The 15,865-nt window shown below is 65.4% G+C and carries 17 protein-coding genes; 11 read left to right on the top strand and 6 right to left on the bottom strand.

The window, feature by feature from the left end:
- Positions 1-1,119 carry a DNA recombination protein RmuC gene (locus VVR85_RS03485; RefSeq protein ID WP_368519573.1) on the top strand — a complete coding sequence of 373 codons (1,119 nt, stop codon included), beginning with the start codon at positions 1-3 and terminating at the stop codon, positions 1,117-1,119.
- 120 nt (positions 1,120-1,239) lie between these two features.
- Positions 1,240-2,124 (top strand): DUF6542 domain-containing protein, encoded by an 885-nt coding sequence (locus VVR85_RS03480; RefSeq protein WP_368519572.1) that lies wholly within the window; start codon positions 1,240-1,242, stop codon positions 2,122-2,124.
- A 108-nt stretch (positions 2,125-2,232) separates the two neighbouring features.
- On the opposite strand, the gene VVR85_RS03475 is transcribed toward VVR85_RS03480, so the two are convergent.
- Positions 2,233-3,219: a 4-hydroxy-3-methylbut-2-enyl diphosphate reductase gene (locus VVR85_RS03475; RefSeq protein WP_368519571.1), complete on the bottom strand. Its 987-nt coding sequence runs from the start codon at positions 3,217-3,219 to the stop codon at positions 2,233-2,235.
- Positions 3,220-3,304: 85 nt separating this feature from the next.
- Here VVR85_RS03475 and xseA point away from each other — a divergent pair, with 85 nt between their 5' ends.
- From xseA to VVR85_RS03460, 3 genes are all read left to right on the top strand, one after another.
- Complete coding sequence (gene xseA / locus VVR85_RS03470; protein ID WP_368519570.1) at positions 3,305-4,546, top strand: exodeoxyribonuclease VII large subunit; 1,242 nt, start codon at positions 3,305-3,307, stop codon at positions 4,544-4,546.
- Positions 4,547-4,597: 51 nt separating this feature from the next.
- Complete coding sequence (locus tag VVR85_RS03465) at positions 4,598-4,879, top strand: exodeoxyribonuclease VII small subunit (protein ID WP_368519569.1); 282 nt, start codon at positions 4,598-4,600, stop codon at positions 4,877-4,879.
- 64 nt (positions 4,880-4,943) lie between these two features.
- Positions 4,944-5,303 (top strand): hypothetical protein, encoded by a 360-nt coding sequence (locus VVR85_RS03460; RefSeq protein ID WP_368519568.1) that lies wholly within the window; start codon positions 4,944-4,946, stop codon positions 5,301-5,303.
- On the opposite strand, the gene VVR85_RS03455 is transcribed toward VVR85_RS03460, so the two are convergent.
- Complete coding sequence (locus tag VVR85_RS03455) at positions 5,284-5,880, bottom strand: DUF4245 domain-containing protein (RefSeq protein WP_368519567.1); 597 nt, start codon at positions 5,878-5,880, stop codon at positions 5,284-5,286. The genes VVR85_RS03460 and VVR85_RS03455 overlap by 20 nt on opposite strands.
- Before the next feature lie 216 nt (positions 5,881-6,096).
- On the opposite strand from VVR85_RS03455, the gene glpX reads away from it, so the two are divergent.
- From glpX to VVR85_RS03430, 5 genes are all read left to right on the top strand, one after another.
- Complete coding sequence (gene glpX / locus VVR85_RS03450) at positions 6,097-7,116, top strand: class II fructose-bisphosphatase (RefSeq protein WP_368519566.1); 1,020 nt, start codon at positions 6,097-6,099, stop codon at positions 7,114-7,116.
- 114 nt (positions 7,117-7,230) lie between these two features.
- Positions 7,231-8,631, top strand: coding sequence for a class II fumarate hydratase (locus tag VVR85_RS03445; RefSeq protein ID WP_368519565.1), 1,401 nt, complete (start codon positions 7,231-7,233; stop codon positions 8,629-8,631).
- Between the two features lie 77 nt (positions 8,632-8,708).
- Complete coding sequence (locus VVR85_RS03440; RefSeq protein ID WP_368519564.1) at positions 8,709-9,236, top strand: hypothetical protein; 528 nt, start codon at positions 8,709-8,711, stop codon at positions 9,234-9,236.
- A gap of 98 nt (positions 9,237-9,334) precedes the next feature.
- Positions 9,335-9,964: a TetR/AcrR family transcriptional regulator gene (locus VVR85_RS03435; protein ID WP_368519563.1), complete on the top strand. Its 630-nt coding sequence runs from the start codon at positions 9,335-9,337 to the stop codon at positions 9,962-9,964.
- The gene (locus tag VVR85_RS03430) at positions 9,958-11,517 is read left to right on the top strand and encodes an MDR family MFS transporter (protein WP_368519562.1); all 1,560 of its coding nucleotides are present in this window, start codon (positions 9,958-9,960) and stop codon (positions 11,515-11,517) included. Before VVR85_RS03435 ends, VVR85_RS03430 begins: the two co-directional genes overlap by 7 nt.
- Before the next feature lie 173 nt (positions 11,518-11,690).
- On the opposite strand, the gene VVR85_RS03425 is transcribed toward VVR85_RS03430, so the two are convergent.
- The 4 genes from VVR85_RS03425 to VVR85_RS03410 all read right to left on the bottom strand — a co-directional run bounded on the left by VVR85_RS03425 (position 11,691) and on the right by VVR85_RS03410 (position 15,391).
- A complete protein-coding gene (locus VVR85_RS03425) occupies positions 11,691-12,242 on the bottom strand; it encodes an N-acetyltransferase family protein (protein WP_368519561.1) in 552 nt (183 codons plus the stop codon).
- An 81-nt stretch (positions 12,243-12,323) separates the two neighbouring features.
- Complete coding sequence (locus VVR85_RS03420) at positions 12,324-13,697, bottom strand: PhoH family protein (RefSeq protein ID WP_368519560.1); 1,374 nt, start codon at positions 13,695-13,697, stop codon at positions 12,324-12,326.
- A gap of 251 nt (positions 13,698-13,948) precedes the next feature.
- Positions 13,949-14,584 (bottom strand): LGFP repeat-containing protein, encoded by a 636-nt coding sequence (locus tag VVR85_RS03415; protein WP_368519559.1) that lies wholly within the window; start codon positions 14,582-14,584, stop codon positions 13,949-13,951.
- 120 nt (positions 14,585-14,704) lie between these two features.
- Positions 14,705-15,391, bottom strand: a complete 687-nt coding sequence (locus VVR85_RS03410; protein WP_368519558.1) for a LysR family transcriptional regulator substrate-binding protein — start codon at positions 15,389-15,391, stop codon at positions 14,705-14,707.
- 84 nt (positions 15,392-15,475) lie between these two features.
- On the opposite strand from VVR85_RS03410, the gene VVR85_RS03405 reads away from it, so the two are divergent.
- The gene (locus tag VVR85_RS03405; protein WP_368519790.1) at positions 15,476-15,820 is read left to right on the top strand and encodes a DUF5997 family protein; all 345 of its coding nucleotides are present in this window, start codon (positions 15,476-15,478) and stop codon (positions 15,818-15,820) included.
- Positions 15,821-15,865: the final 45 nt, after the last annotated feature.

Here is a 15,865-nt window from a genome sequence, read left to right as displayed (position 1 = left end):
ATGAGTACTTCCACGCTCGCCACGGTTGCCTTCCTTCTCATTAGTGTGGCCCTCGGCGCGGTCCTGGGCTGGCTCGGGCACGCCCACTGGCAGCGCCGGCAGCCCACCGCCGCCACGACCGGCCCCAGCGCCGCCGAGCAACAACAGGCCGCCCTCCAAGCCTCCCAGCAGCGGCGCGCCGACGTCGCCGAATCGCTAGCTCCCCTGGAAAAGGCCATGGACCGACTGGGCCTGCACCTGCGCGAGCTGGAGGCCGACCGCGCCAGCGAGTTTTCCTCCCTACGCGGCCAGGTCCAGGCGATGATGCGCACCTCTACCCGCCTGTCCGACAGGACCGACCAGCTGGTCACCGCGCTGCGCTCGCCCAATGTGCGCGGCCGGTGGGGCGAGATTCAGCTCGAGCGCGTCGTCGAACTGGGCGGCATGGTCAAGCACGTGGACTTTAACCCACAGGTCTCCGCCCACTTCGGCAGCCACCAAGTCCGCCCGGACCTGCTCATCCACTTGTCCGGCGGGCGCCACATCGTCATCGACGCGAAGGTGCCGTTTAGCTCCTACCTCGACGCGCTGGAGGCCCAGGACCCCGAGGAACACGCGGCCTTTCTGCGCCACCACGTCCACCAGATGCGCAACCACATCACCACGCTTGCAGGCAAGGACTACATCGAGGCCTTCCAGCCCACCCCGGAGTTCGTGGTCCTCTTCGTGCCCGCGGATCCCTTCCTGGACGCGGCGCTTAGCGTGGACCCCGAGCTTTTGGAATTCGCCTTCTCCCGCAACATCGTCATCGCCACCCCCACCACGCTCTTCGCCCTGCTGCGCACCGTGGCGCTGGGCTGGCGGCAGGAAGATCTCTCGGACAAGGCCCGGGAGGTCCAGCGCCTGGGGCGCGAGCTCTACAGCCGGGTCAACACCGTGGGCGAGCACTTCAACAAGGTGGGGCGCAACCTGGAAAAGGCAGTCGATGCCTTCAACTCCACGCTGGGTTCCTTCGACAGCCGCGTCATGGTCACCTCCCGGCGGCTCGCGGAGATGGACATCTCGGCCCGCACGGACAAGCACCCGCCGCAGATTTCCCCGGTCGAATCCTCGCCGCGCCACGCCGCCGAGTCCGACTAGTATCTAGCCTCCGGCTCTCTCCCGGGCAGGGCCCAGAACCTCCGGCCCTGCCTGGGCGACTTCGGGCACGCGGCCAAATGATTCCCAGGACACGATGGGCGGCAGGTAGAATAACGCCTCGTGTCACATGCGAACGCTTTTCATAAAACCCAGGCTCGAACGGCCCGCGGTGGGCTGCCGCTCGGCATGGCGATCGCTATCGTCGCTGCGGCTTTGACCACCGGACTTCTCCTGTCCCTCCTCTTCGGGGACCTGGGGTGGCCGTACCTACTCTGCTACATCGTTAGCGTTCTGGCTGTCACCTGCACCGTGGCCCCGCGGGGGCTGTACCTGACCGTGGCCACATCCCCGCTGCTGTACGCCGTGTTCACGCTGCTCTGCGGTTGGCTGGTTACCCAGGAAAGGGCCAGCGAGGGGGCTTCAGCGTTTTCTGCTACGGCCCTGGTCACCGGCGCCTTCCCGTTCCTGGAGCACTTCATTCCGTTTTTCCTGACCACGCTGGCGTCCATCGCGATTATGGCCTTCCGACTGCGGCGGCTGCGGTCTAACGCCCGTACGGAAAACGAAAAGGCCCAGGTCGCCCGCCGCGCGGAGGCCGCGGCCGACAAGCGCAATCGCGACACCAGCGCCCGGGCCCGCGAGCGCAGTAGCCGGCTCACCGTGGCCGAGCTCATTGCCCGCAACGAGGAGCAAAAGCGCCACGCCCAGGCCGGCAATATCCCGCTGGGCCGCACGTCTGGGCTTGGCTCCGAACAGCCCGCCTCGCGGGGTGGCCGCGTCCGCGAGCGCGACCGGGAACAGCGCCGGCAGGAGCAGACCAACCAGCAGGCCTACCGCCCGGATCCGAACCGCCGCGCGGGCAGGCCGGGTTCCTACCTTCCCCGGTACGGCGAGGCCACCAGCCGGCTGGCTGAGACGTCCCGCCAGTACTCGCCGAAGTCTCAGGCTCAGGCCCGCCGCATGCGGCCGAATCCCTCCCGCGACGACAACCTCTACGAGGACTAGGCGAAAGGCTAGACGCGGCAAGATAATCACAAGCGGCGAGGCGGTCACATTCTTTAAGGTGGCCGCCTCGCCGCTTTCTTTGCGCCCCGGCACTGGGGCGCGGTGGGTTTAAGACTGGTTTGCTGCCGCTTCCTTGGCTGCCTTGGTGCGAGCCGGGCGCAGCTCGCGCGGGAGGGCGAACTGGATGGTCTCGGTGGTGGTGGTGACCTGCTCCACGTCGCTGTAGCCGCGCTCGTCGAGGTACTCGAGCACCTCGCGGACCAGCAGCTCCGGCACGGAGGCGCCGCAGGTCACGCCGACGGTCTGCACGCCGTCGAGCCAGGACTCGTCGATCTCCTTGGCGAAGTCGATCAGGTGCGACTCCTTCGCGCCCGCGTCCAAGGCCACCTCGACCAGGCGAACCGAGTTCGAGGAGTTGCGGGAGCCGACCACGATCATCAGGTCGCACTTCGGGGCGATGGCCTTCACCGACTCCTGGCGGTTCTGCGTCGCGTAACAGATATCGTCTGACGGCGGGTTCTCCAGGTGCGGGAAGCGCTCGCGCAGCTTGTTGACGATGGTGATGGTCTCATCCACCGACAGGGTGGTCTGGGACAGCCACACGAGCTTCTCGTCGTGGAGGAACTCCGGCAGTTCCGCCACGCCTTCCACGCCGTCAACCAGGTGGGTAATCTCCAGGGCCTCACCGGCGGTGCCCTCGACCTCCTCGTGGCCCTTATGGCCCACCAAGAGGATGTGATAGCCGTCGCGCTCGAAGCGCTGGACCTCCTTGTGCACCTTCGTCACCAGCGGGCAGGTCGCGTCCAAAGTCAGCTGGCGGCGCTGCTGGGATTCCTGGCGGACGGCCGGGGAAATGCCGTGCGCCGAGAAGACCAGGTGCGCGCCCTCGGGGGCCTCCGATGCCTCGTCGACGAAGACCACCCCGCGCTCGGCCAGGGATTCCACCACGTAGCGGTTGTGCACAATCTGCTTGCGCACGTAAATCGGGGCGCCGTATTTCTCCAGCGCCTTTTCTACTGTTTCCACCGCGCGGTCCACACCGGCGCAGTACCCGCGCGGGGCCGCGAGAAGCACATTCTTTCCAGCATCAGTCATGCCCCCAGAATAACGAAATCCACTGCAAAACAATAGACTGGGTGCAAACGCCTATAATCACGGGAGAACGGGAGGAAGCTCACACATGAATGCACCGGCGAATACCCCGGATACTCCGTGGCCGGTGGGCAAGGTCAATGACCAAGTCAAAGGGTGGATCGAGCGGCTAGGCTTCCTCTGGGTCGAGGGCCAGCTAACCCAGATCAACGTCAAGAACACGTGGAAGCTGTCCTACCTGACCCTGCGCGACGTCGAGCAGGAAAAGTCCGTACAGCTGACCTGCCCCACCAACCTGATCCGCTCCCTGCCGACTCCGCTCAAGGACGGCGACCGGGTCATCATCCGCGGCAAGCCGGCCTTCTACGCCGGCCGCGGCAGCTTCTCGCTGTGGACGACGGAGATCCGCCACGTCGGCCTGGGCGAGCTACTCGCCCGCATCGAGATGCTGCGCAAGCAGCTGGCCGCCGAGGGGCTTTTCGACCCGGCCCGCAAGAAGCGCCTGCCCTACCTGCCGGGCAAGGTCGGCCTGATTACCGGCCGCGGCTCGGCGGCCGAACGCGACGTCATCTCCGTGGCCCAGGACCGCTGGCCGGCCGTCCAGTTCCGGGTCATCAATACGGCGGTGCAGGGCCGCTCCACGGTCCCAGAGGTCGTCGACGCCCTGCAGCAGCTGGACCGGGATCCGGAGGTAGACGTCATCATCATCGCCCGCGGCGGCGGCTCGGTCGAAGACCTGCTCCCGTTTTCCGAGGAGGCCCTGCAGCGCGCCGTGGCGGCCGCGGCCACCCCGGTGGTCTCCGCCATCGGCCACGAGCCTGACAGCCCGGTGCTCGACAACGTGGCGGACCTGCGGGCGGCCACCCCGACGGACGCGGCCAAGCGCGTCGTGCCCGACGTCATGGAGGAAAAGGCGCTGATCAACGAGGCCCGCCAGCGCATGGCCGGAGCGCTGCGCGGCTGGGTGGACAACCAGCGCCGCGGGCTGGCCAATATCCGCTCCCGCCCGGTGCTGGCCGATCCCCTCTCCCCGATCACCGCCCGCCGCGAGGAGATCGACCGCTCTCGGGCCACCATGCGCCGCGACGTCAATTACCTGCTCGACCGGGAAAACAACCGGGTCCATGCCCTGCGCGCCCAGGTCTCGGCGCTCGGGCCGGCGGCGACCCTGCAGCGCGGCTATTCCGTGGTCCAGGTCCTGCCCCGCGACGGCAGCGGCCCCGAGGTGGTCACCTCCTATAAGCAATCCCCGCCCGGCTCGCAGCTGCGCATCCGCGTCGCCGACGGTTCCGTTACCGCCGCGGCCATGGCGGCCAAGCCGGCCGACTAGCCAGAACCTTATACCCGCACCTTAAGCCCCCACAACGAAAGGGAGACCAGGATGAACGAAGACACCATCGGTACCGGCCAGGCCGGCGACGACGCCTTCCCGCCCGTGGAGAACCTGACCTACGAGCAGGCCCGCGACGAGCTCATCGAGACCGTCAAGATTTTGGAGCTGGGCCAGATGAGCCTGGACGAGTCGCTGAAGTACTGGGAGCGCGGCGAGGCCTTGGCCAAGGCCTGCGAGTCCCACCTCGACGGCGCCGCCCGCCGCGTGGAAAAGGCGCTGGGCAACGACCCGGATGCGCAGGGCGAGGAGCCGGCTTCCCCGGCCGAATAGGCCCGCGCCGCGCACCCTTGCGGTTTAACAGCTAGCTACTTTTAGAACAGAGAAAGGCACCACGTTGCAGATTTATGGTTACCCGGGCGAACGCGTCGATTTCGTCTCCGCCTCCGGCTCGGCCGGGGCAGTCTTTTTTGGTGATTCCCGCGCGCTAGTCGAGGAGTTTTTCGGCCCAGCCCACCAGGCCGCCGGCGACGTCATCAGCTATTTCAACGGCGCGATCGCGCTGACCTTCGAGGACGACGGCGTCGCGGACGTCATCGTCAAGCCGCACCTGAGCCGGGAGAAGATCGACGTCTTCCAGGCCAAGGAGAAGCTGACCGGGCTGACCCAGAACGAGCTCGCGGAGCTGGCCCAGGGCCCGGGTGTCAGCGTGGAATTTACCGACCGGCTGGAAACCGTTACTTTTGCTCGCCGCTAGGCGTTCCCGCCTCGGCGACGGGCTCGGCGGCCACGATGGCAGAAATGAGGGTGCGGTAGTCGGCATCGTTAGCAGAGCCGGAGACCATAACCCGCACGTCGCCTAGGTCGGCGGCCCACAGGTCGCGGACGTCGTTGTCGTCGCTGGTGTAGATCTCCACGGTCTGCCCGTCGATCTCGGTGGTGTCGGTGTGCTCGCGGTAGTTGCCGTCATAGCCGCGGCGGACCTCGTCGTAGTCGACGGTGGTCTGCGTGGCCTGGAGGTAGCCCTTCTCGGCGGTGACGAAGCCGACGATGGGCGCCGGCTCGCCGGCGACCTGACCGCGGCGGGCGGAGTTGGCGTACCAGCCATCGGGCAGCTGCGGCAGGCGGGCCGGAACGCCGGTGGCCTGGGTTTCCATGCGCAGGAAGTTCTCCGCGTCCACCTCGGTGACCTCGGCGTGCGGCGAGTCTTCCGGGTTGACCGTGCACAGGCCGGTCGCGCCGACGACCGCCAACATCGCGATGACGGTCACGCCCAGCGACAGGATCATGTCCTTGCCGCCCTCGAAAAGTTTGGGTTTATTCTCTGCAGCCACGCCCTCCAGTATGGCAGTTGGCAACGCCGTAAGAAAAACCCTCTCCCCGCCCGCAGCGTCCGCCGGACCCGCGCCCGGACGCGCGGGACTTCCCACTTTCGGGGGCGTTTGCCCACAGGTGGGGCGTACTGCGGGTGGAAATGGCTATCGGCGTGGATAATAGAGGGTGGATAATTTTCAGATCCTCACAGCATTAAAAGGAAGGTAATCTCCTCGATGTCGAATTCTCACGCTGGAACCCCGGAGGCACCAGATCGCAACCTAGCCATGGAGCTGGTGCGGGTGACCGAAGCCGCCGCCCTGGCTTCGGGCCGGTGGGTTGGCCGCGGGCAGAAGAACGAAGGTGACGGCGCCGCCGTGGACGCGATGCGCAAGCTCATCAACTCCGTGTCCATGGAGGGCGTCGTGGTTATCGGCGAGGGCGAAAAGGACGAAGCCCCCATGCTCTTCAACGGCGAAGAGGTCGGCACCGGCGAGGGCCCGGCGATGGACATCGCGGTGGACCCGGTCGACGGCACCCGCCTGATGGCCGAGGGCCGCCCGAACGCGATTTCCGTCATCGCCGCTGCCGAGCGCGGCACCATGTACGATCCTTCGGCCGTCTTCTACATGAAGAAGATCGCCGTCGGCCCAGAGGCCAAGGGCCACATCGACATCAGCGCCTCCGTCGAGGACAACATCAACGCCGTGGCCAAGGCCAAGAAGCTGCGCCCGTCGGACATCACCGTCGTCGTGCTGGACCGCCCGCGCCACGACGATCTGATCTCCCAGATCCGCGCCGCCGGCGCGAAGGTGCGCCTCATCATGGACGGCGACGTCGCCGGCGCCATCGCGGCCGCCCAGGACGGCAACTCCATCGACATCATGATGGGCATCGGCGGCACCCCGGAGGGCATCATCACCGCTTGCGCCATGAAGTGCATGGGCGGCGAGATCCAGGGCCAGCTGTGGCCGAAGGACGAGCAGGAGGCGGAAAAGGCCAAGGCTGCCGGCCACGACCTAGACCGCGTGCTGACCAACGACGATCTGGTCTCCTCCGAGAACTGCTACTTCGCCGCCACCGGCGTGACCAACGGCGACATGCTGCGCGGCGTGTCCTACCGCGCCCACTCGGCCACCACCCGCTCGCTGGTGATGCGCTCGAAGTCCGGCACCATCCGCTACATCGATTCGATCCACCAGATGTCCAAGCTGCGGGAATACTCCGTGGTCGACTACTCGGATCCGAACGAATAAATCGGACATACTCATCACAGCCCCCTCCCGCGTGCTTTTTGTCATACTGAAAGGTGGCTGTAACGCAGTTTTCAACAGCTCAATTAATCCAACTTAAGGAAGACGAGGTTTTTCATGACTGAGTACCGCATCGAACACGACACGATGGGCGAAGTGCAGGTCCCGAAGGACGCCCTGTGGCGCGCCCAGACCCAGCGCGCGGTGGATAACTTCCCGATCTCCGGCCGTGGCCTCGAGTCCGCGCAGATCCGCGCCCTCGGCCTGCTGAAGGCGGCCTGCGCCCAGGTCAACAAGGACTCCGGCGCCCTGGATGCGGACAAGGCTGACGCCATCATCGCCGCCGCCAAGGAGATTGCTGACAACCAGCACGACGACGCCTTCCCGATCGACGTTTTCCAGACCGGCTCCGGCACGTCCTCCAACATGAACACCAACGAGGTCATCGCCTCCCTGGCTGCTAAGGCCGGCGTCGAGGTCCACCCGAACGACCACGTCAACATGGGCCAGTCCTCCAACGACACCTTCCCGACCGCCACCCACGTGGCGGCCACCTACGAGGCCGTCAACGACCTCATCCCGGGCTTGGAGGTTCTGCACGAGTCGCTTCTCAAGAAGGCACAGGAGTGGAAGGGCGTCGTCAAGTCCGGCCGCACCCACCTGATGGACGCTACCCCGGTCACCCTGGGCCAGGAGTTCGGCGGCTACGCTCGCCAGATCGAGCTCGGCATCGAGCGCGTCAAGGCTACCCTGCCGCGCCTGGGTGAGCTGGCCATCGGCGGCACCGCCACCGGCACCGGCCTGAACACCTCCGCCGACTTCGGCGCGAAGGTCACCGAGGAGCTCAAGAAGCTCACCGGCCTGGAGGAGCTGCAGGAGGCGCACAACCACTTCGAGGCCCAGGCTGCCCGCGACTCCCTGGTGGAGTTCTCCGGCGCTATGCGCACCGTGGCTGTGAGCCTGTACAAGATCGCCAACGACATCCGCCTGATGGGCTCCGGCCCGCTGACCGGCCTGTCCGAAATCCACCTGAAGGATCTGCAGCCGGGTTCGTCGATTATGCCGGGCAAGGTCAACCCGGTCCTGTGCGAGACCGCCACCCAGGTCTCCGCTCAGGTCATCGGCAACGACGCCGCCGTCGCCTTCGGCGGTTCCCAGGGCCAGTTCGAGCTCAACGTCTTCATCCCGATGATGGCGCGCAACGTGCTGGAATCCGCCCGCCTGCTGGCCAACACCGGCCGCGTCTTCGCCGAGAAGTGCATCGACGGCATCACCGCCAACGAGGAGCGCATGAAGACCTTCGCTGAGTCTTCGACCTCGATTGTCACCCCGCTGAACTCCGCCATCGGCTACGAGAACGCCGCCAAGGCCGCCAAGCACGCTCTCCACGAGAAGATCACCGTGCGCGAGGCCGTCATTGACCTGGGCTTCGTCGACGGCGAGAACCTCACCGAGGGGGAGCTGGATCGCCGCCTGAACGTGTTGGACATGGCCAACACCGACCGCGACAACTTCTAGTTCCGCCAGCGTTTAAAAGCTGACCTACGCCTCCCACCGGTCCCAGTCGGGCCGGCGGGAGGCGTTATGCTTTTGTCATGCCTGCCGATACCTTCACGCGCTACCGCGAGTCCCGTCGCTCCCGCCGCCGCCTCATCCTCGCCGGGGTGACCGTGATAGTGCTAGCGCTTCTCGCAGCCGTCGCCGCTTACCTGCTGCGCCCGGCCCCCAGCGAGCCCGCGCCGTTTTCCCTCCCCACCGCCCGCGACGACGCGGGCGGCGACTTCGAGCTGCATACCGATCCCGGCTCCGCTTCTGCCCGCGGCATGTTCTACGGCGAGCTGAGCGAGGAAGACTCCGCCGATACTCCCTGGACCGCGGTCGCGGCGCTGACCGGGCAGACGGGGATCGTGACCTACCCGGACCAAAACTGCCAGGTCTACCTCTTCGATCCGGAGGCCGACGGCTCTCGGGTGGTTTTCGACGCCGAGACCCTCGCCGGGCGCTGCCAGGCGGACGGGACCTGGGCTTTTGAGCCCGCCGACCACGGCCTGCGCGCGACGTATACCCCGCGCGATGAGGCTGCGGATGCCGGCCTGGTCCGGGGCACGCTGACCGCCGAATAGGCCACGATGTAACGCCGGAAACAATCGGCCGAGAGTTTTCGAAAAATCATAGTCGTTGCACTTGGTGCAAACTTGCACCGCGTGTAAAGTTGCACTCCGTGCAAGACGATGACTGTGTAGGACTGCGTGAACAGAAGCGCCGCAAGACGCGGCGCCGGATCGAAGACTCCGCCACCAAGCTCGTGGACGAACACGGCTTCGCGGCGGTAACGGTAGAAGAGATCTGCGAGGACGCCGGCATTTCCCGGCGCACCTTCTTCAACTACTTCGACTCCAAGGCCTCGGCGGTCATGGGCAGCCCGTCCCGGGAATTCTCCCCGGAGCTGACCGAGTGGTTTTTGACCACCCCCACCGACAACGTTCTGGAGCTCAGCCTCACCCTCATCGCTAAGCACGTAGACGATCACTACGACAGCCCGGAAATCCACGCGCGTCGGCAAAGAATTGCCCAAGACAGCGAGGTAGCCGCCGAGTCCTTCGCCCGCAAGCGGGCCAAGGCCCAGGAGCTGCGCGAGCTGATCGAGAAGCGCTTGGAAAAGACCCCGGACGACCAACAAAACCCGAGAATGTCCCCGCGGTGCGAGGCCGCGCTCATCGCCTCCCTGCTTCGGGAGTCGCTGTGGCTGGTGGCCACCGGGGACTTCTACTCCACCGATAAATCTTTGACGGAGAATCTCCGTCGTTCTGCTCAAATTATTACTTCGTACGCGAAAGGCCTGGCATGGTAGTTGCAAACCCCCACGCGGGTAAAAAGAGCGCCGACAACCTCGGGCTCATCTTCAGCGCGCTCGTGCTGACAATGTTGATGTCTTCGCTCGGCCAGATGATCTTCTCCGCGGCCCTGCCCACCATCGTGGGCGAGCTCGGCGGCGTCGACCACATGAGCTGGGTTATTTCCGCCTTCCTGGTCACCATGACCATCGCTATGCCGATTTCCGGCAAGCTCGGCGACCAGATGGGCCGCAAGTGGATCTATATCGCTGGTACCTTCACCTTCGTCATCGGCTCCACCATCGGCGGCTTCGCCAACTCGATGACGCTGCTTATCATCGGCCGTGCCGTCCAGGGCTTCGGCGCTGGCTTCATGATGATTTCCTCCCAGGCCATCGTGGCCGAGGTGACCTCCGCCCGTGAGCGCGGCAAGTTCATGGGCATCATGGGCGGCGTCTTCGGCCTGTCCTCCGTGCTCGGCCCGGTCCTGGGCGGTTGGTTCACCGACGGCCCCGGCTGGCGCTGGGGCATGTGGATGAACATCCCGCTGGGCATTCTGGCCATGGGCGTGAGCATCGCCGTGCTCCACCTGCGCGTCGGTGAGAAGAACCTGCAGAAGTTCGACACCCTGGGTGCGACCTTCATCGCCATCACCACCACCAGCCTGATCCTCATGACCACCTGGGGCGGCACCGAATACGAGTGGTCCGATCCGGTCATCCTGACCCTGGCCGCCATCACCGTCATCGGCGCCATCCTGGTCGTGCTGATCGAGCTGCGCGCGGCCGAGCCGCTCATCCCGATGCACCTGTTTAAGAACCGCAACATGGTGCTGACCACCGCCTCCGGCATGGTCCTGGGCCTGGCGATGTTCGGTGTGCTGGGTTATATGCCCACCTACCTGCAGATGGTCCACACCCTCACCCCGACCGAGGCGGGCCTGATGATGATTCCGATGATGGTCGGCCTGATCGGCACCTCCACCGGCGTGGGCTTCATCATCGCCCGGACCGGCCGCTACAAGATCTACCCGATTGTCGGCCTGGCGATTACCGCCGGCGCCCTCTACTGGCTCTCCCAGCTGACCGTGGATACCTCCCTGACCCAGCTGGGCGTGCGCTTCCTGGTCTTCGGCGTCGGCCTCGGCCTGGTCATGCAGGTGCTGGTCCTGATCGTCCAGAACTCCTTCCCGCTGGCCCAGGTCGGCACCGCGACCGCGGCCAACAACTTCTTCCGCCAGATCGGCTCCGCACTGGGCGCTTCCCTGGTCGGTTCCATGTTCATCCACAACATGCAGGATGAGATGGCCACCCGCCTGCCCAAGGCCTTCGCCCAGATGGGCGAGCAGGGCGCGGCCCTGGCCCAGAAGTTCAGCGAGAATGGCGGCGGCGCCAACTCCCTGACCCCGAACATGGTCGCCAACCTGCCCGGCCCGGTCCAGGACGCCATCCTGAATTCCTACAACGACGGCCTCACCCCCGTCATCCTGCTGATGGTCCCGATGGCCATCATCGCCCTACTGCTCCTGCTACCGCTGCGCGAGGAGCACCTCAAGGAGACCATCTCCTAAACCCCTTACCTACTCCCATGCCAACGATGGCCACCCATTGCCGCACTGCGAACCAGCCGCGGCGCGGGTGGCCATCTTCTTTTCTCGCCTGCCTGAGGGGTCGGTGCCCCAAAGACAAAACGCGCCCCTACCCAAGGTAGGAACGCGTTGCGTGCAGTAGCGGTTGAGCGGAGCTAGTCCTCAGCGGGCGCGGTGCCGGGCGCATCCGGCTTCGGCAGCAGCTTTTCGTAGACGACGGTGTCGCGCCACTGGCCGGCGAGCTCGCCGTAGGTCATCTTCGCCAGGTGGGAATAGGTACCCACCTTGGCGAAGCCGCGGGACTCGTGCAGCTTGGCCGAGCCGGTGTTTTCCGGGAAGATCCACGCGTGGATGGCCCACTTGTGCAGCTCCTGGCAGACCTCGATGAGCTTGTCCAGCAGCGCGCCGGCCACGCCCCGGCCCTGGGCCGAGGGGTCGACGTAGATGGAGTCTTCCACCACGCCGTGGAAGACGGAACGGGAGGAAATCGGGGCGGCCGAAACCCAGCCGACGACCTTGTTGTCATCGTCTTCCTCGACGGCGACGAAGACGGTGGACAGGATCTTGGCGTTGGTGAATTGCTCGAGCGACAATGCCGTCGTTTCATACGTGGCGTGGCCGGTGTTCAGGCCCTCCTCGTAAATATGCATCATCTGCGGGTAATCGTTTGTCCGGAACGGACGAATGTTGAACGACTTTTTAGACATGCTGTCCATTATTCCTTGCAGTTGTTTTTGCGCGCTAGTCGGTTTCCCAAAACCGCGTTTCGAGCGTGCTCACCAGTGCTTTTAGTGATCGCCTTCGAGCAGGTCCGTGACCAGTTCCGCGATGGCGGAACGCTCGGAGCGCTGCAGGGTCACGTGCGCGAATAGCTCGTGACCCTTGAGCTTTTCGATGACGGCCTGCACGCCGTCGTGGCGGCCGACGCGCAGGTTATCGCGCTGGGCGACGTCGTGGGTCAGCACGACGCGGGACCCCCGCCCGAGGCGGGAGAGCACGGTGAGCAGGACGTTGCGCTCGAGCGACTGTGCCTCGTCCACGATGACGAAGGAGTCGTGCAGGGAGCGGCCGCGGATGTGGGTCAGCGGGAGGACCTCGATGAGCTCGCGGTCGAGCACCTCATCCATGACGTTTTCGGAGACCAGCCCGTCCAGAGTGTCGTAGACGGCCTGTGCCCACGGGTTCATCTTCTCCGACTCGGAGCCCGGCAGGTAGCCCAGGGACTGGCCGCCGACCGCGTACATCGGGCGGAAGACCACGATCCGACGGTGCTCGCCGCGCTCCAGCACGGCCTCCAGCCCGGCGCACAGCGCCAGCGCCGACTTGCCGGTACCGGCCCGGCCGCCGACGGAGACGATGCCGACGGAATTATCCAGCAGCAGGTCCAGGGCGATGCGCTGCTCGGCCGAGCGGCCCTGCAGGCCGAAGGCGTTGACGTCGCCGCGCACGACCTGGACGGAACCGTCCGCGGCCACGCGCCCCAGCGCCGACTGCTGGCCGGCCCACAGCTTCACGCCGCAGTGCACCGGCAGCTCGGCCACGGGCGTGCCCTCGCGGGTGCGGACGTCATCAATCACGACTTCCCCATCGCGATAGAGTTCGTCAATCACCTCGCCCGGCAAGGCGGCGTCCGCCATCCCGGTGTAGCCGGTCAGCACGACGTCCTGCGCGTGGTACTCGTCCGCCGGCAGGCCCACGGCGCCAGCCTTGACGCGCAGCGGCACGTCCTTAGTCACCAGCACGGTCTCCTTGCCCTCGTGCGCCAGGTTCAGCGCGCAGGCCAGAATCCGGTGGTCCCCCTCCGGGCCGCGGAAGGCGGCCGGCAGCAGGGACTGGTCCTGGTGGTTCAGCTCCACCCGCAGGGTGCCGCCCTCTTCGTTGGCGGGTACCGGCTGGTCCAGGTGGTCGTAGGTGACGCGCAGCTGCTCCAAATGACGAAGAGCTTGGCGGGCGAACCAGCCAAGCTCTGGGTGATGACGTTTTCCTTCCAGCTCCGAGATAACAACTACCGGCAGCACGATGTCGTGCTCGGCGAATTTCTTCAGCGCCCAGGGGTCGGACAACAGCACGGAAGTATCCAGAACATAAGTCTTGGTCTTGACGGAACCGTCGAGGTGGGCGTTGGTAAGCGGAAGGGTGGAGGTCGTGGTCGGATAGGTCATGGCTTTAAGGTGCTCCCTTAAAAATTGGCGGTCAATCACGAACCAGTGGTGCCCGGCCCGTGCGGACACCACCCAATGTAGGCCGGCTAGGTTGAAATTACATGGGTGAAAGATGAACATTAGTCAAACTAGCCGCAACATCCCGGCCACCCCTTCCCTAACCATCACGAAACCCGCGGGGCCGCGGCCAAATACTGCCGCCGCTTCCCGCGGGTGTGAATCAGCGCGCCTTAATGAGGCGCTGCGAAAGATTAGTCGTTGACGTCGATGTCGGCCTCGTACTGGCCGTGGTCATCGTCGTAGTCCCACTCGATGGAGCCGTTGGTGAAGCTCTGCTTCCAGCCCTCGAAGCCGTCGTCGTCATCGTCGTCGCGCTGCTCCGGAGCGGTCGGCAGGCCGACCTTGCTGTCGACGCCGCCCTCGGCGGTCCAGGTCTCAGCGATCTTGCCGATGACCGGCTGGGCGCCGGTCTCCTCGGAGTAAGCCAGCAGCTTGTCGTCGTCGAAGGTAGCAACGGAGCCGTTCTCGCCCTCGGTGATGTCCTTCGGCTCGCCCCACTCGGAGGTCTTGTCCTCGATGGCGGAAGCGAAATCAGCCGGAACTTCCTTCTCGCCGGCGGCGGTGGTCACGGCCTTCTTGTCGCCGTTGGAACCCTTGTCGTCGGCGTCGTCGCCCTTATCGTCAGCCTTGTCGTCGGCGTCGTCATCGTTGGAGCCGGTGGCCTCGTTAGCGGCGGAGCCAGCGGCGTCGGTTGCCTCGTTGGCGGCGGAGCCGGCGGTGTCCTTAGCGTCGTTGGCGGCGTTCTCCGCGTCGGAGCACGCAACTACGCCGAAGGACAGGGTGGCAGCGGCCAGGCCGGCAACTACACGACGAGAAATCTTGTTCATGGTTGATCCTCACTTTCGTTGATAAATACGCTTTAACAGCAACTTCCACCGTAAGAACGCATCCAGAGTTTTTCAACAAATATCCCAAACTTTAGTCAGAAATTATGGGATTTCATCTAACTATTTGCGCCGTTTATGCCGGTCAGAGGATTTCTTACTTTTTGGTAACGAACGCGCGGCCGCGCGCCGCGCTTGCTTGGCTTTGGTCTTCTCCCGGGCACTGAGCTTCGGCTTCTCCTGCCGGGAGGAGTTCTTCGTCCGGCCCTTCGCCACGCCCACGAAGTCCTGGATGTCGTCGGCGTCGCGGTCCTTCTTCCACACCAGGCAGATCTCCGTGCGCGGCACCTCGGCGTCCACCAGCCCCAGCGGCACCACCTGCTTTTTGGACAGCACTTTCAGCAGCGGCCGCGGAGCAATAACGATGCCCACGTTGGCGCCGACCACCTGCAGCCCGGCGCGCACGGCCTCGACGTCCACGAGCCCGGAATCCGGGATGCGATAGTTGAGGTACTCGTCCGCGACGTCTTCTGCGCGGACGTCCTCGCCGACCTCGGCGTAGACCGAGTCCTTGGGAACGGCCACGCCGGGGGCTTCGGCGTACAGGCGCACCACGTGGAAGGAGCTGTCGATGCGCTCATCCCCACGGGCCGGCACCCGCGCCAGCGCCAGATCCGCTCCCCCTTCCAACAGGGCGGCAAGCGCGTCGTCCGCGTCCAGTGTTTCCAGTCCCCCGTGAGCGGTGTTTTCCCGGAACCGACGAAACCACTTTCCCGGCTCCGTGCCGGTGGCAAATGCTAGGCGCAACATGGTCCTTATCCTAGCGAAAGTGCTACCGTTATCTTTGTGACTGATTACCAAAAAGATTCCCCGCAGCAGCCCTCCGGCACCGCCATGCGCCCGCAGACCGCGGCGAAGAAGCTTGGCATCTACCTGCCGGCCGCCCCGGAGTCCTTCCAAACCGGCGCGGTCACCCACGCCGAGCTCCGCGAGCTCCAGCACAATCCCCCAGAGTGGCTGGCCATCCTGCGACGCGAGGGCCCGCACCCGCGCCCCGTGGTCGCCCAGAAGCTAGGTATTTCGGTGACCTCGCTGAAAAAGAACGACATGGACGCCCCGCTGACCACAGCCCAGATCAAGGAGCTGCTGGAAAACCAGCCCGAGTGGTTGCGCGCCGCGCGCACGCAGCACGCCCAGGAACGGGACAACCACTCGGGCGCCAACGAGGCGTCCGAATAAAAGCTGCAGCTAGGCCCTCGCTGAGCCTAGCTGCAGGCCCCAATC

Source organism: Corynebacterium sp. LK2590 (assembly GCF_040946105.1).
In the GTDB taxonomy this organism is placed as follows: Bacteria; Actinomycetota; Actinomycetes; order Mycobacteriales; family Mycobacteriaceae; genus Corynebacterium.
This window is presented reverse-complemented; position numbering and strand designations above follow the sequence as displayed.

What these genes read in the sequence shown, in the direction of transcription:
- VVR85_RS03485 (WP_368519573.1), top strand. Translation starts at nt 1, where the DNA reads ATGAGTACTTCCACGCTCGCCACGGTTGCCTTCCTTCTCATTAGTGTG.
- VVR85_RS03475 (WP_368519571.1), bottom strand. Translation starts at nt 3,219, where the DNA reads ATGACTGATGCTGGAAAGAATGTGCTTCTCGCGGCCCCGCGCGGGTAC.
- xseA (WP_368519570.1), top strand. Translation starts at nt 3,305, where the DNA reads ATGAATGCACCGGCGAATACCCCGGATACTCCGTGGCCGGTGGGCAAG.
- VVR85_RS03465 (WP_368519569.1), top strand. Translation starts at nt 4,598, where the DNA reads ATGAACGAAGACACCATCGGTACCGGCCAGGCCGGCGACGACGCCTTC.
- glpX (WP_368519566.1), top strand. Translation starts at nt 6,097, where the DNA reads ATGTCGAATTCTCACGCTGGAACCCCGGAGGCACCAGATCGCAACCTA.
- VVR85_RS03445 (WP_368519565.1), top strand. Translation starts at nt 7,231, where the DNA reads ATGACTGAGTACCGCATCGAACACGACACGATGGGCGAAGTGCAGGTC.
- VVR85_RS03440 (WP_368519564.1), top strand. Translation starts at nt 8,709, where the DNA reads ATGCCTGCCGATACCTTCACGCGCTACCGCGAGTCCCGTCGCTCCCGC.
- VVR85_RS03430 (WP_368519562.1), top strand. Translation starts at nt 9,958, where the DNA reads ATGGTAGTTGCAAACCCCCACGCGGGTAAAAAGAGCGCCGACAACCTC.
- VVR85_RS03425 (WP_368519561.1), bottom strand. Translation starts at nt 12,242, where the DNA reads ATGTCTAAAAAGTCGTTCAACATTCGTCCGTTCCGGACAAACGATTAC.
- VVR85_RS03420 (WP_368519560.1), bottom strand. Translation starts at nt 13,697, where the DNA reads ATGACCTATCCGACCACGACCTCCACCCTTCCGCTTACCAACGCCCAC.
- VVR85_RS03415 (WP_368519559.1), bottom strand. Translation starts at nt 14,584, where the DNA reads ATGAACAAGATTTCTCGTCGTGTAGTTGCCGGCCTGGCCGCTGCCACC.
- VVR85_RS03410 (WP_368519558.1), bottom strand. Translation starts at nt 15,391, where the DNA reads ATGTTGCGCCTAGCATTTGCCACCGGCACGGAGCCGGGAAAGTGGTTT.
- VVR85_RS03405 (WP_368519790.1), top strand. Translation starts at nt 15,476, where the DNA reads ATGCGCCCGCAGACCGCGGCGAAGAAGCTTGGCATCTACCTGCCGGCC.